The 13,897-nt window shown below is 67.7% G+C and carries 11 protein-coding genes, 2 tRNA genes and 2 pseudogenes; 2 read left to right on the top strand and 13 right to left on the bottom strand.

Annotated features, from left to right (window positions below; genetic code table 11):
- Nucleotides 1-3 precede the first annotated feature (3 nt).
- Entirely contained in the window at nucleotides 4-1,011 is a 1,008-nt protein-coding gene (locus tag ACX5I6_RS13880) for an AAA family ATPase (RefSeq protein WP_285246256.1), read from the bottom strand.
- Nucleotides 1,012-1,121: 110 nt separating this feature from the next.
- Between ACX5I6_RS13880 and ACX5I6_RS13875 the strand changes: the two genes are divergently transcribed.
- The gene (locus tag ACX5I6_RS13875; RefSeq protein ID WP_461840837.1) at nucleotides 1,122-1,349 is read left to right on the top strand and encodes a hypothetical protein; all 228 of its coding nucleotides are present in this window, start codon (nucleotides 1,122-1,124) and stop codon (nucleotides 1,347-1,349) included.
- On the opposite strand, the gene ACX5I6_RS13870 is transcribed toward ACX5I6_RS13875, so the two are convergent.
- From ACX5I6_RS13870 to ACX5I6_RS13845, 6 genes and pseudogenes are all read right to left on the bottom strand, one after another.
- Nucleotides 1,346-2,203, bottom strand: a complete 858-nt coding sequence (locus ACX5I6_RS13870; RefSeq protein ID WP_461840836.1) for a carbohydrate ABC transporter permease — start codon at nucleotides 2,201-2,203, stop codon at nucleotides 1,346-1,348. The genes ACX5I6_RS13875 and ACX5I6_RS13870 overlap by 4 nt on opposite strands.
- Nucleotides 2,200-3,081 carry a carbohydrate ABC transporter permease gene (locus ACX5I6_RS13865; RefSeq protein ID WP_461840835.1) on the bottom strand — a complete coding sequence of 294 codons (882 nt, stop codon included), beginning with the start codon at nucleotides 3,079-3,081 and terminating at the stop codon, nucleotides 2,200-2,202. The genes ACX5I6_RS13870 and ACX5I6_RS13865 overlap by 4 nt, the downstream gene beginning before the upstream one ends.
- A gap of 2 nt (nucleotides 3,082-3,083) precedes the next feature.
- On the bottom strand, nucleotides 3,084-4,433 hold the full coding sequence (locus ACX5I6_RS13860) for an extracellular solute-binding protein (RefSeq protein WP_461840834.1): 1,350 nt from the start codon (nucleotides 4,431-4,433) through the stop codon (nucleotides 3,084-3,086).
- A 7-nt stretch (nucleotides 4,434-4,440) separates the two neighbouring features.
- Nucleotides 4,441-5,639 (bottom strand): annotated as a pseudogene (locus ACX5I6_RS13855) (ROK family transcriptional regulator).
- Between the two features lie 220 nt (nucleotides 5,640-5,859).
- Nucleotides 5,860-7,018, bottom strand: a pseudogene (locus ACX5I6_RS13850) (class I SAM-dependent methyltransferase).
- A 50-nt stretch (nucleotides 7,019-7,068) separates the two neighbouring features.
- Nucleotides 7,069-8,151 carry an FAD-dependent oxidoreductase gene (locus ACX5I6_RS13845; protein ID WP_461840833.1) on the bottom strand — a complete coding sequence of 361 codons (1,083 nt, stop codon included), beginning with the start codon at nucleotides 8,149-8,151 and terminating at the stop codon, nucleotides 7,069-7,071.
- A 46-nt stretch (nucleotides 8,152-8,197) separates the two neighbouring features.
- Here ACX5I6_RS13845 and ACX5I6_RS13840 point away from each other — a divergent pair, with 46 nt between their 5' ends.
- Complete coding sequence (locus ACX5I6_RS13840) at nucleotides 8,198-9,520, top strand: class I SAM-dependent methyltransferase (RefSeq protein WP_461840832.1); 1,323 nt, start codon at nucleotides 8,198-8,200, stop codon at nucleotides 9,518-9,520.
- A gap of 20 nt (nucleotides 9,521-9,540) precedes the next feature.
- Here the strand turns inward: ACX5I6_RS13840 and mctP are convergent, their stop codons facing one another.
- The 6 genes from mctP to ACX5I6_RS13810 form a co-directional block, all read right to left on the bottom strand.
- Nucleotides 9,541-11,217 (bottom strand): monocarboxylate uptake permease MctP, encoded by a 1,677-nt coding sequence (gene mctP / locus ACX5I6_RS13835; RefSeq protein ID WP_285246264.1) that lies wholly within the window; start codon nucleotides 11,215-11,217, stop codon nucleotides 9,541-9,543.
- Nucleotides 11,214-11,591 carry a DUF3311 domain-containing protein gene (locus ACX5I6_RS13830; protein WP_461840831.1) on the bottom strand — a complete coding sequence of 126 codons (378 nt, stop codon included), beginning with the start codon at nucleotides 11,589-11,591 and terminating at the stop codon, nucleotides 11,214-11,216. Before ACX5I6_RS13830 ends, mctP begins: the two co-directional genes overlap by 4 nt.
- 203 nt (nucleotides 11,592-11,794) lie before the next feature.
- A tRNA-Ala gene (locus tag ACX5I6_RS13825) sits at nucleotides 11,795-11,867 on the bottom strand.
- 195 nt (nucleotides 11,868-12,062) lie between these two features.
- Nucleotides 12,063-12,135 (bottom strand) — tRNA-Ala (locus ACX5I6_RS13820).
- Between the two features lie 117 nt (nucleotides 12,136-12,252).
- Nucleotides 12,253-12,654 carry a ribosome silencing factor gene (gene rsfS / locus ACX5I6_RS13815; protein WP_026264528.1) on the bottom strand — a complete coding sequence of 134 codons (402 nt, stop codon included), beginning with the start codon at nucleotides 12,652-12,654 and terminating at the stop codon, nucleotides 12,253-12,255.
- Nucleotides 12,655-12,694: 40 nt separating this feature from the next.
- The gene (locus ACX5I6_RS13810; RefSeq protein WP_461840830.1) at nucleotides 12,695-13,891 is read right to left on the bottom strand and encodes a hypothetical protein; all 1,197 of its coding nucleotides are present in this window, start codon (nucleotides 13,889-13,891) and stop codon (nucleotides 12,695-12,697) included.
- Nucleotides 13,892-13,897: the final 6 nt, after the last annotated feature.

The following is a 13,897-nucleotide window of genomic DNA, read 5'->3' as shown; positions in this document are numbered from 1 at the left end:
GGGTCAGGGGGTCTGGACGGCTGCGACGATGGCGTCGATCACCGATTCGACAGGCACTTGCTCGGCCACGGCATCGAAGTTCAGGATCAGCCGGTGCCGCAGGACCCGGTGGGCCAGCGACCTGACGTCCTCGGGGATGACGTGGTCGCGGCCGTTCAACAGGGCAACAGCACGGGAGGCCTGGCTGAAGGCGATGCTGGCGCGGGGGCTGGCGCCGAATTCGATGAATCCGGCAAGCCGGGCATCGATGTACTGCGAAGCATGCCGGGTCACGTACACCAGCCCCACGATGTAGTTGATCAGCGCAGGATCAATGTAGATCCGCTTGGCGAGGGCCTGGATGTCGGTGACGGCGTCGAGGGAGGCGGCGGCAGCAGGCTTCTGGTCCGCGGTGAAGATGCCGGCATCGATCCTGCGGATAATCTCCGCTTCCTCCGCCGGCGACGGGTAGTCCAGCACATCCTTGAGCATGAAGCGGTCCATTTGGGCTTCAGGGAGCTGGTAGGTGCCTTCCTGCTCGATCGGGTTCTGGGTGGCCAGGACCAGGAACGGTGAGGGCAGCCGGTAGTCCTGTCCGCCGATGGACGTCTGGCGTTCCTGCATGGCCTCCAGCATGGCGCTCTGGGTCTTGGCGCTGGAGCGGTTGATTTCGTCCAGCAGCACGATGTTGGCGTGCACCGGCCCCAGCTGGGTGACGAAAGTTCCTTTGGCGGCATCGTAGATCTGGGTTCCCACAATGTCGCTGGGCAGCAGGTCCGGGGTGCACTGGATCCGGCGGAAGTCCGCACTGACAGCCTCGGCCACCGTTTGCGCCGCAGTGGTCTTCGCCAGTCCCGGGACGCTTTCGAGGAGGATGTGCCCGCCGGTCAGCAGGCCCACCAGGAGCGATTCGCGCAGCCGGGACTGCCCCACCACCTTGGCGTCGAAACTGCGGGAAATGTTCGCGACCACCTGCTGCGCCCTGGCCAGCTCCGCCGGTTCGATTCTTGCGGGCACGCTGGTCGAAAGCACTGGTATTCCCCCTGGTGACGGTGATGGAGTCGCGGGCCGGGCCGGCCGTGTCCCGCCCGCCATCCTATCCAAGACCGCTGGGCCCGGAACGGCAATGGGCACCCCTCCCCATGCGGGCCGGGCAGGTCTATCCTTTTGCCATGATCGAGCTTCCAGACAGTTACAAGAAGTACCTCGCCGGCAAGAACCAGTTGTTCGTGGACACGGTCAGGCCCGTCCTGATGCAGTCCGCGGCGGACAAACTGCACGGCGTCCGCGTGGTGGACACCCACCACGGCCACCAAGCCCACCTGGACGATACCCTCCCCTTCGGCGTCGTGCTCGAGGACATCGACTAGCCCCTGACAGCTCCCGACAGCGCCAACGAGTTGCCGGCGCCGCGCGCCACGATGCCGTAGAGGGCCAGCACCGGCAGGGAGTAGAGGATGGAGAACGCGGCCAGCTGGCCATACGCCACGGCCCCGTACTGGCCGAAAAAGCTGAAGATCGATACCGCCGCCGGCTGGTTGCTTTCAGAGAGCAGGAGCACGAACGGTACGAAGAAGTTCCCCCAGGCCTGGATGAACACGAAGATAAACACCACGCCCAGGCCCGGGCCCATGAGCGGCAGCACGATTGAACGCAAGGCAGCCAGCCGGGATGCCCCGTCCACCCAAGCGGCCTCCTCCACGGCCAAAGGCACGGCATCCATGAAATTCCTGGTCATCCAGATGGCCATGGGCAGGCTGGTCGCGGACAGGAACAGCACTGTGGCGGGCAAGGAATCCAACAGCTGAAGCTGAACGAACAATCCGTACACCGGAACCATGATGGCCGTCACCGGCAGGCAGGTGCCGAACAGGATCCCGTACATGAACGGCTGGTTGAAGCGCGACCGGTAGCGCGAGAGCGGGTAGGCCGCCAGGACCGCCGCCGCGAGGGTCACGGCACCGGTCCCTGCAGAAAGCACCAGGCTGTTCCACAGCGGCCGGAACAGCAGCTCCGGGGTGAGGACTGCGGAAAAATTGTCCAGGGCCGGCCGCAGCGGAACTTTGGTGCCATGCCCGGCGGCCGGGTCCAGCGAACCGAGGACCAGCCACAGCAGCGGCAGCACGAAGCACGCGCCGATCACCAGCAGGACGGCATCCGCCACAGCGCTCCCCCGCGGACGGCGGCGGGCCCGTGGCCGGACGGCAGTCCGTGCGGCCGTCACGGCTTCTGCTCCCGCAAGAGGCGAAGATAGGCGGCCCCGAACACTGCCCCGATCAGGATCAGCACCGAAGCCACCGCCGTGCCGTAGCCGATGTCGCCGAATTTGAAGGCCTCCTGGTAGGCCATGACGGGCAACGTGGAGCTGCCGTTGGCCGGACCGCCCGCGGTCATGACCCAGATCAGGGTGAACACGGCCAGGGTCTGCAGCGTGACCAGCATCAGGTTGGTAGCGATGCTGCCCCGGATCACCGGCAGGGTGATGAACACCAGCCGCTTCCAGGCGCCGGCCCCGTCCATGTGTGCCGCTTCGGTGAGCTCGGCCGGTACCCCGCCCAGCGCCGCGCGGTACACCAGCATGGAAAAGGCGGTGCCCCGCCACACGTTCGCCATAATCACGGCCAGCATGGGCAGGGCGTAGAGCCAGTCGATTTCCGCCAGTCCCAGCCCGCCGAGTAACTGGTTGAGCGTGCCGTCGCGGCTGAAGAAAGCGTAGGCGGCGAAAGCGGCCACGATTTCGGGCAAGACCCAGGCGGCGACGACGGCGGTACCCACCGCCGCGGAGACCGCGGGCCGGGCCCGGCGCAGAAGGACCGCCAGCGCCAGTCCCAGGACGTTCTGGCCCAGAACGGCGGACCCGCCCACGAACACCACCGTCAGGGCCAGCGAGAGCGGAAACACCGGGTCCTGCAGCAGCCGCTGGTAGTTCCCCAGACCCACCCATTCCGGGTTCCTGGCATGCCTGCCGGTCAGTCCGGCATTGGTCAGCGAGGCCTGGAAGGCCCACAGCACCGGGCCCGCCAGGAAGACCACAAGCAGCAGGACGGCCGGCAGGACCGGCAGGTAGCGGGCGAACTGCCGCCGTTGGTGGTGGCGTGCCACCGCTACTTCCGGACGGTCTTGTCGCCGCCCACGATGCCTGCCACGGCCGTCTCGTAGTCGGCGGCCGCCTGCTCCGGGGTCCTCTTGCCCGTGATGACGGCTTCGGTGGCTTCCTGGACGGCAGCGGAGATCCGGGGGTAGTCCGAGGTGGCGGGGCGGTACCGGGTCACCGACACCAGGCTGGACACGTCTTTGACGAAGGGGTTGGCGGACTGGTAGCCCGGATCGGCTGCGACGTCCGTGCGGACGGCGATTTGTGAACTGGCGACCGTGAACTTCAGGGAGTTCTTTGCGTTCAGCGCCGTGGTCAGGAATGTGAAGGCGAGGTCAGGCTGCTTGGTTTCCGCGCCCACGGCCAAGGTCCAGCCGCCGGACATGCTCACGGCGCCCGGTGCCCCGCCCTTCTGTGTGGGGAATGGGGCCACGCCCATGTCCTGCGCGTACGCCGGCCATTCGTAGCTTCCACCTATTTGCCAGAACGACGGCGTATAGGAGCCTTCCACTGTGGCGCCCAACTTTGCCTTCGGGAACCAGTCTCCAAACACCTTCTTCCAGACGTTCGGGTCCAGCGCATCAGCGGGCGGCACCGCGAGGTTCTCCTGGTAGAGCGCCTGGAGGAAGGTGAGGGAATCCTTGAAGCCAGCTGAGCCGACGACCCATTTTTTCGCGTCCTGGTCGTACAGGCCGGCGCCGGTGCCGTACAGCAGTTCGTAGAACCCCTGCATCACTGTTCCCTCGCCGGTGCCTTTGCCGGCATACATGTTGAACGGGATCACGGCGGGGTTCGAGGCCTTGATCTTCCTGGCGGTGTCCAGGATGTCCTGCCAGGTGGCAGGGCGCCAGGGCAGCGCGATGCCCGCGGCTTCGAAAACCCTCTTGTTGTACCAGATGGCCCGCGTGTCGGTGCCCAACGGCACCGCGTAGGTGCCGCCGTCGTCGGCTTTCCCGGCTTCTTTCGCGCCGGCGTCGAACTTGTCCCAGTCTTCCCATGCCGTCAGCCGGCTGTCCAGGTTCAAAAGGTACCCGGCATCCACGTCCGAGCGGACCTTGAACGTGTCTTCGTAGAAGACGTCGGGGGCGGTGGCCGGCGACCTGAGCGCGAGGGCCAGTTTGGTGCCGTAGTCGTCGTCGTTGGCCTGGATGGGTTGGAGTTCAACGGTGACGCCCTGGTGCGCGGCTTCGAACTCCTTCTTGGCGTCCTGGAACATGGTGTCCAGTGCGGTGAAGGAATCCGTCTTTTGGTAGGCCACCTTAATCGTCTTGCCGCCTGCAGGATCGGCGGAAGTACAGCCGGCAAGGGCCAGTGCTGCGGCGGCCAGGAGGGACACCGTGGCGGATACCCGGCGAAGCATGGTCCGGTCAGCTTTCCAGCAGCAGCCGCTGGGCGCGGGGCGCGAGGGTATGTTCCAGGACCAGCGATGCTGCGCCGATGGCGCCCACGTCCTCCCCTACGCCGGTGCCCACAACCTCGATGGGGTGGATCAGGCGGGCGGCGCTGTTGGTGTCCAGGAGGGACGGGATCAGCTCCAGGTAGCGTTGCGACAGGCAGGTCCAGAACGGGCCGCCGAAGACAACCCGTTCAACATCCAGGGTGTTGGTGACCACTGAAACTGCCCGTGCCACCAGGACGGCTGACTTGTCCAGGATGGCGGAGGCCCGTTCGTCCCCGCTGTAGGCGCGTGCGCAGAGGTCGGCGAAGCTCTGCTTGATTTCGGCGGCACTGCTGGCGGGGGGCCCTTCCAGGATGCCGGCCGCCTCCGCCTCCGCCACCAGCACCTGCGGAATGCAGGAGGATTTGACGCAGCCCCGCTGGCCGCAGTCGCAGGGAGGACCGTCCGGATCCACCACGATGTGGCCGATCTCGCCGGCATTGCCGGAGGTTCCGCGAATAACCTCGTCGTTGAGGACGATGCCACAGCCGATGCCGGTTCCCATGTACATGAAGACGAAGCTCCCCGCGCCGCTGGGGCCGCCCGCCCAGGTTTCCGCCACGGCCGCGCTGGTGACGTCCTTGTCCACCAGTACCGAGTAGCCGGTGGCCCTGGCCAGCGCCTCACGCAGTTCCACCCGGTCCCAGCCCGGCAGCAGCGGCGGGTCCACCACGGTGCCGTTGTCCAGGTCGATGGGGCCGGGAGCGGCCACGCCCACGCCTGCAATGCGGCTGCGGTCCACGCCGGAATCGGTGACGACTGCGCCAGTTCCGCGGCGATGGTGGTGATGACGGCGGAGGGATCGTTCCCGCCCGGAGTCTTGATGCGTGAATGCCGGACCACCGCGCCCACCAGGTCCAAGACGACGAACGTGGTCACGGCGGGGTCCAGGTGGACACCCAGGGCGTACATGCCGGCGGGGTTGAGCCGCAGGATGGTGCGCGGCTTGCCCGGTCCGCTGCCCTCTTTGCCGGCTTCCACGATCAGGTTTTGGTCCAGCAGGCGCCGGGAAATATTGGAGATGGTCTGCGGGGACAGGCCCACGATCTGCGCGAGTTCCACGCGGCTCAACCCGCCGGTGGTCCTGCGGATCGCGTCGAGGATGACGGTGAGGTTGAAATCCCCCATCCTGGGCAAGTTGGTTCCGCGCCTCGGAGAAGATTGGCGGATCTCAGACACGGTGTCCCCTAAACGTCTTCGGCTACCTGCATACGGTGATGCTTTGAATCGTACGTTACGGGCGGGCGCGCGCCCACATGGCCGCGCGGCGGCGCGGCGCGGGAACGGTCCACGTCAGCGGCGGTTTGGCGGTGGGTGCCGGTCCACGGGTGGCGGCCACTGGCCCGGATCAGCGGGAGCGGCGGACGCTTCGCGTGACGGTGAATTTGGGATTCATGCCTTCCACCACGGTGGGCCCGACGTGCCTTTCCAGCGCCGGCAGGTAGGCAAGGTGCCGGTTGAAGACCGTCCACAACTCACCGCCGGGGGCCAGGACCCGTCCTGCCGCCTCGATCATCTTGATCCCGGCGCCGGCATGGACGCCGGCACCAACGTGGAAGGGCGGGTTCAGCAGGACGGCATCGGCAGCGCCGTCGGGGAAGGTACTGAGCGCGTCGTCCTGCAGGACGGTGATCCGGTCCGCCAGGCCGTTTTCCCGTGCGGTGGCGAGGGCCGACTGCACGGCGGCCGCAGACTGGTCGGTGGCCGTGACGGCGGCGCCAGGGAACTGGCGCGCGTACATGGCGGCGAGGATGCCGGTGCCGCAGCCGAGGTCGACGGCGTGCCGTGCCGGTTTCATGGCGGGCAGGAACGTCAGTAGGAATCGGGTGCCGATGTCCAGTTTGGCGCCGGCGAAGACAGCGCCGTGGGCGGCAACGTCCAGGTCCAGCTCAGCGACGTGCTCCACCACCGGGAAGCGTGGCGGTGCGGCCGGTTTTGCTCCGGCGGCCAGGACCAGCCGCGACTTTTGCCGGGCGAGCTTGCGGCTGGACGGATGCGAAAAAGCGTTCCAGGACCGCGTTCATGCCCAGGGACATGTGTTTGACCCGGCCACCGGCCAGCAGCAGCACCCCGGGGGCCGCGTGGCGGGCGACGGCAGCCGCAATCTCCTCCAGCTCCGCCAGGGTCTTGGGCAGTTGCAGCAGGACTGTGTCCGCGCCTGCCAGGAGCTCAGGCCCGAGGGGCAGCTGGGCGAATTCCGTGCTTTCACCGGCGAATCCCGGCAACTGTGCGTCGCATTGCGCGGCGTTCAACCGCAGCGCCCGCTCCCCCGTCACCAGGTCCTGGTGCACGCGCAGGGAGGCCGGGGCGAGGACGGCGGATGCGCCCAGGGTCAAGGCGCCGTAACGGTCGCCGATTACGGCAATGGTGCTGCCGGACCGGCCAAGCTGCACAGCGGTGTCCAGGAGCAGCCGGTCCGTGGCGTCCCAGGCGTGGAGGTTGGGCGCTTCAACATCGGGCCGCCGGCGCAGGACATCGAAAATCTCCGCCAGGGTATGTGCTGCCACCGGTGTCCTGCCGCCTTCTGTCGTCCGTGCCGTCCCCGGGTTCCCAGGGGTCACCCCCACGTTACCGTTTCCGCCGCCGGAGCCATCCGGGGCAGTGCCGCGATGGCTGCCACTGCTGCGCGGCCGGCCCGGTTGGCGCCGATGGTGGACGACGACGGCCCGTAGCCCACCAGGTGGACGCGCGGCTCGGCTGCCACCTGGGTTCCATCCATTGCGATCCCGCCGCCCGGTCCGCGGAGATGGAGCGGGGCGAGGTGTTCCAGTTCGGCCCTGAAGCCGGTGGCCCAGAGGATGATGTCCGCTTTCAGGAAGCTGCCATCGGCGCGGCGGACTCCGTCCGGTTCGATGGCCGTGAACATGGGCTGCCGGTCAAGGACGCCGCGCTCCCGGGCTGCGCGGAGCGCCGGAGTCCAGATGAGCCCGGTCGCCGATACGACGCTTTGCGGCGGGAGGCCCCGGCGGACACGGTCCTCCACCAGGGCCACGGCGTCGTGCCCGGCCCGGGCATCGAACGGGGCATCCCGCCAAACCGGTTCCCGGCGGGTGAACCAGCTGGTGGACGTGACGCGGGAAATCTCGTCCAGCAGGCCGACGGCGGAGATGCCGCCGCCCACCACAATCACGTGCTTGCCCGTGAATTCAGCGGCGGAGACGTAGTCGGCCACGTGGAGCTGCCGGCCGCGGAACGAGGACCGGCCCGGGTAGATGGGCCAGAACGGGCGGGTCCAGGTGCCGGTGGCATTGATGAGCGCCCTGGCGCTCCAGCCGCCGTCGGACGTCTCCACCCTCAGCCGGCCGGCCGGGTCCCCGTCTTCCCGCCGGACAGCACGCACTTTGACGGGCCGGTGCACTGCAAGGCCCAGGGCGGCCTCGTAGCCGCCAAAGTAGCGGGTCAGGAATTCGGAGCTGGGCTCGGCGGGATCGACTTCCGGTTTGGGGATCCCCGGCAGGTCGCTGATTCCGTTGACCGTTGCCATGCGCAGGCTCTTCCACCGATGCCGCCAGGCACCGCCCGGACCTTCTTCTGCGTCGAGCACCACGAAATCGAATCCCCGGCGCTGCAGGTGGTAGGCGGCGGACAGGCCGGCCTGGCCCGCCCCGATGACCACAACATCGGTTGGCTCAGGAATCACTCCCCAATGATAGTCGCGGAGGGCGGCGCAGCCTTAGGGTGGGCCCATGGACACTGCAGGAGCCGCCAAGGCCACGGGACATGCTGACCGGCTGGCAACAGCGTTGGGGGTGGTGCTGGGGACGGATCGGATCCCTCTGCGCCTGAGGGCGTGGGATGGCTCCGAGGCCGGGCCAGCGGACGCCCCGGTCCTGGAGTTCAGGTCACGCCGGGCCCTCCGGCGGATGCTTTGGTCACCGGGGCAACTGGGGCTGAGCCGGGCGTATGTCGCGGGTGAGATCGACGCCCCGGGAGACGTGTTCGCCGCCTTCGGGGCACTGAGCTCGGCAGGCAAGTTTGCCGAGCCCGGCCCCTTCCGTCCGCCCACTGCCCGCGAACTGTTGCTGTTGGCACGGACGGCGGTCAGGCTGGGCGCGGTAGGTCCCAACCCGGTGCCGCCGCCGGAGGAGGCCCGCATTGCACGGAAGGGCAGGATGCATTCCAGGGGCCGGGATTCTGCCGCCATCTCCCATCACTACGACGTCGGCAACGACTTCTATGCCCTGGTGCTGGGACCCTCCATGGTGTATTCCTGCGCCGTATGGCCGGCGGGCGGTGCGCCGGATTCGCAGGCGCCGGACGTGGGCCTGGACGCCGCGCAGGAGGCCAAAGTGGACCTTGTCTGCCGCAAACTGGGCCTCCAGCCCGGGATGCGGGTCCTCGACGTGGGCTGCGGCTGGGGCAGCTTCGCCCTCCACGCGGCCGCCGGGTACGGAGTCACCGTGGTGGGGGTGACGCTGTCGACGGAACAGGCCGCCCTGGCCCGCAAGCGGGCTGCGGATGCCGGCCTCACCGGCACCGTGGAGATCCGGGTTCAGGACTACCGGGATGTGCACGACGGACCGTTCGACGCCATCAGTTCCATTGGCATGTCCGAGCATGTGGGCCGGGCCCAGACCCCTGCCTACGCAGCTGCGCTCTTCGGGCTGCTCAGGCCCGGCGGCCGCCTGCTGAACCACGCCATTTCCTGGAACGCCGGTCCCACCAGCCCCGATCCCGACTCGTTCATTCCCCGGTACGTGTTCCCCGACGGGGAAATGATCAGCCTGGGCGAGATGGTGGCCGCCCTGGAAACAGCCCGGTTCGAAGTCCTCGACGTCGAGGCCCTCCGCCGCCACTACGCCCTGACCCTCCGGGCCTGGGTCCGGCGGCTGGAAGAGAACTGGGACGAAGCGGTGGCCCTCGCCGGGGCCGGGCGCGCCAAGGTATGGCGGCTGTACATGGCGGCCAGCGCCCTGGGCTTCGAAAACGGGCTGACCGGCGTCAACCAGGTCCTGGCCCGCCGGCCGGGCGGGGCGGAGCCGCCACTGCGCCGCGCCGATTGGTTGTGACACCCGGCCCGGATGGGCGGTTAAGCGACCGGTGACGGGCCGCCCGGCTGGGTGTAATGCTGGGTCTGCTCGATCTGCACCACTTTCGGGTCCGTCTCGTCGGCGTCATAGTCCGTGGGCCGCGTCAGGTCCTCTCCCGTCCGGACCTTCAGCGCCCGCAACACCACAGTCAGGACGACGGCGACCACCAGGTTGAGCGCGAAGGCGGACACCGCAATGTACACGCTGAAGTCCGTCCCCGGGAAGGCGGCCACCGAGCCGCCGAAGTGCGCCTTGGTCACAGGGTTGACCACGTTGTAGGCGGATACTGTTCCGAACACGATGCCCACTGCCCAGCCGGCCAGGAGGGCCCACCGGTCAAACCAGCGCGTGTACAGGCCGGCCACTACCGCCGGGAACGTCTGCAGGATCCAGATGCCGCCCAGCAGCTGCATGTTGATGGCGGCGGACTGGTCCATGGCGATGACGAAGACCAGTGCGCCCACCTTCACCACCAGGGAGACGATCTTGGATACTTTCGCCTCGGTCCTGGCGTCCACGTCGGGCCGGATGAAGTCGCGGTAGATGTTGCGGGTGAACATGTTCGCGGCGGCGATCGACATGATCGCTGCCGGCACCAGGGCACCGATGGCGATTGCGGCCAGTGCAATGCCCGCGAACCAGGCCGGGAAGTGGTCAAGGAACAACTGAGGGACCACCAGCTGCGGGTTGACCGATCCATCAAGGTCGATGGGCTTGGTCCCGGCTTGGATGGCAACGAATCCCAGCAGGGCCAGGAAGCCGAGCATCAGCGAGTACAGCGGGAGGATCGCTGCGTTGCGGCGGATGGTGTTCCGCGCCTTCGACGCCAGCACGGCGGTCACGGAGTGCGGGTACATGAACAGTGCCATGGCTGATCCGAGGGCGAGGGACCAGTAGGCGGAGTAGTTGGCGGCGCCCGGGATGAAGACGCCGGCCGGCTTGCCCGTGGCCTGGCTGACGGTGCCCAGTTTGGCCTGGGCGGAGTTGAAGATCGTGTCCCAGCCGCCGAACTTGATGGGCAGGTAGATCACGGCCACGATGACGGCGAGGTAGATCAGCAGGTCCTTGACCACGGCGATCATGGCCGGTGCACGCAGCCCCGAGGTGTACGTGTAGGCGGCCAGGACCACGAAAGCCAGGATCAATGGCAGGTCGGTCAACAGCACGTTGCCGGAGCTGCCCAGGCCCAGGACCGTGAGCACCGCCTTGATCCCGACCAGCTGCAGCGCGATATACGGCATGGTGGCGACGATTCCGGTGACTGCCACCGCCAGCGAAAGCCAGCGGCTCCCGTACCGGCCGCCCACGAAGTCGGCCGAGGTGACGTAGCCGTGGCGGTGGGAGACCGACCACAACCGGCTCATGATGATGAAGATGATCGGGTAGAGGACGATGGTGTACGGGACGGCGAAGAAACCGCTGACCGCCCCCGTGGCCCACATCGCCGCCGGGACCGCGACAAACGTGTAGGCGGTGTAAAGGTCCCCGCCCAGCAGGAACCAGGTGATCCAGGTTCCGAACCCGCGGCCGCCCAGGCCCCACTCGTCGAGGCTGTGCAGGCCCTCCACTGCGGATCCCCGGCGCCACTTGGCAGCGAGGAACCCCATGACGGCCACCACGACGAACAGCAGCACCACGATGACCAGGGCAGTCCAGTTGATTTCGCGCCCGTTCACGGCCGGTCCCCTCCCCGGCCGGTCCGGGCGGAGGCGCCACCCGCCCTCGGCGGGCCGCCGGCCCGTGCCTCAGCCCGCCGTCGTCGGTCTTCCCTGGTGACCAGCCAATAGGCTGTACCGGTCAGCACGGCAGAAATTGGTACCCAGGCCAGCTGGTACCAGTAGAAAAACGGCATGCCGCCCAGCCGGGGTGCGTCAAAGGAGTACAGCTGCGGCATCAGCGGGAGGAGTATGGCTGCCGCCAGCAGGAGGCCGGCCCCAATATACGGAGCCGGCCTGGCCGGTCCCCGGATGGCTGTATCACGCGACAGCGCCGTTCCGCGGGGAACCCCTTCGCCGTTCGCACCGTAACCGGAATCATTCGCCTGGGACATCTGCGACCTCCTCGTCAGCGACGTCCCGGGGCTGGACTCTGGTGAATGAAGGCCAGCGGCGGGACGCTGTGCCCTCCATGATCAGTTGTACCCCCGTTTGACCTGCGCGGGAAGGGTTTTGCACCAAGGCCGGCCCGCTTCCGGGCAGCAACGAAAAGGGAACCATCACCAGGTGATGGTTCCCTTTTCCCTACTTTGCACGGTGGAGCTGAGGGGACTCGAACCCCTGACCCCCTGCATGCCATGCAGGTGCGCTACCAGCTGCGCCACAGCCCCGTACAACGTGTTCCTTCCGGTCGTTTTCCCGGAGCAACCTGACCAGAGTAATGCACTTTTGCGCTGGACGCCAATCGGGCGTTTCCCGCCACGCCGGAGGCTGTGGACCGCCGCCGAAGCTGCACCACTGGCGGCCGTGAACAACCCAAAACAAAAAATCCGCCGGAACCATGATGGTTCCGGCGGATGTACCGGTGGAGCTGAGGGGACTCGAACCCCTGACCCCCTGCATGCCATGCAGGTGCGCTACCAGCTGCGCCACAGCCCCGGAATGTTGCCGCTCCAAGAAGCTTTGTTCGGGGTCTCCCCCGAAGCAACTCAAATATCTTAGAACAGCAATTCCGAAAATTCCAAATCGGGAATATTCACGGATCTGGCGTCTCGCCTACTCGCCGTCGGCCGCCGCGCCGGCCTGGGCGGGGACGTCGTCGCCGAGCTGCAGGTCCACCACCGGGCAGTCCTTCCAGAGCCGCTCAAGGGCGTAGAACACGCGGTCTTCCTCGTGCTGGACGTGGATGACGATGTCCGAGTAATCCAGGAGCACCCACCGGCCACCGGAGCGGCCTTCACGGCGCACCGGGCGGAGGTCCTGCTTGGCAAGTTCTTCCTCGATGCCATCCACGATCGCGTTGACCTGGCGTTCGCTGGGTGCAGAGGCGATGAGGAAGACGTCGGCCAGGGCCAGCCGTTCGCTCACGTCAAGGGCCACGATGTCGTGGGCTATCTTGTCAGCGGCAGCCTTGGCGGCCGTACGGGCCATAGCGATGGACGTTTGTGTTGCAGTCACGGGACTCCTTGTTTGGGTTAAGCGTTTTGCCGCTGCGGGATCAGCGGGACATGCCGGTGACGATCAGGATGATGCCGGCAACGAGTGCCAGGATCCCGAACGCGAGGATGCAGAACTGGAGGACCCGGTTGCGCCGTGCCCTGGTGAGCCCCGCCGTTGCGGCATCCAGCGGATCGAGGCCGTAGGCGGACCGTGCGGGTACCCGGGGCAGGTCCTCGAAGAGGTCTCCGGACTGGCCCTCCGGCCGCGCAGCCGGTTTGGGCCGGCTGGCCGCCTTCGCGGCCGCTTCGGCCCTGGCGATCACCTGGGACCGGCCGGTGCCGGACTCGGCAGCCGCTGCTTTGGTACGGGCCGCGGGCCGGCGCTTGCCGGCACCCTGGACCTTCGTACCGGGCCGGGTGGTGACCGGAACATGCGAGGTTGCCGGCGGTTTCATCACGGGGCGCTCAACGCCCGGGACCTGGACGAACTCAAGCGGCGTGACCATGGCAAGGTTGCTGGCGGTGGACGGGCCGGATGTGTCCTGGGTGCCGCCAGCCGGTGGTGGGGTTGCGGGACCCGCGGCCTGGGCCTGGCCCCCGGCCTGTTCGGCGAGTTTCTGCCGGGCCATCGCCCGCCGGTTCATGACCGCCGCCCTCTCGGCCAGCGCGATCTGTTCGGCGAGGATCCCCGGATCCACCGCTTCGGGGTCCTGGGAGGCGATGTGCTCCATTTTGGCGATCTGGTTCCGCGCCTGCGCTGCGATGAGCGCCCGCGCTTCCAGGGCCTGCTCCACGGTCATGCCGTCCGGCGCGGGGTTGACGGTCTCCTTTGCCGCAGCGTTCTTTCCACCGCCGGGTCGGGTTTCGGGCGCAGGCGTTCCGCCGCCCGGAGGGGAGGTTGGGCCGGTCGCTGGTTGAACCACCGGATTCGCGGCCGTCAGGGCCTGCTCTTTGAGCTGCTGCAACCGCAACTGGCGCCGGGTGGGCGGACCGCCGGCGGACAACTGCCCTTCCTTCTCTTCGAGCTCCTTGATGGTGCGCAGGGCGGCACGGTCGCGGGCACGGATCTGGGATGAGCGCTGCGGGGCTGACTGGCCTGGAACAGCTTGTGGGCGCGCGGCAGGTTCGGGCGCATCCTCGGCCGGCCGATTCGCGGCAGGCGGGCGTTGCTCCGTGGTGGCCGGGGTGCCCTGTTGGGCGTCCCTGGCCTTCCGTAGTTCCCGGCGGCTGCGGATGGGAGGCTGTTCCTGACTCATTGAGAA

It is taken from the genome of Arthrobacter sp. MMS24-T111 (assembly GCF_054888995.1).
This window is presented reverse-complemented; position numbering and strand designations above follow the sequence as displayed.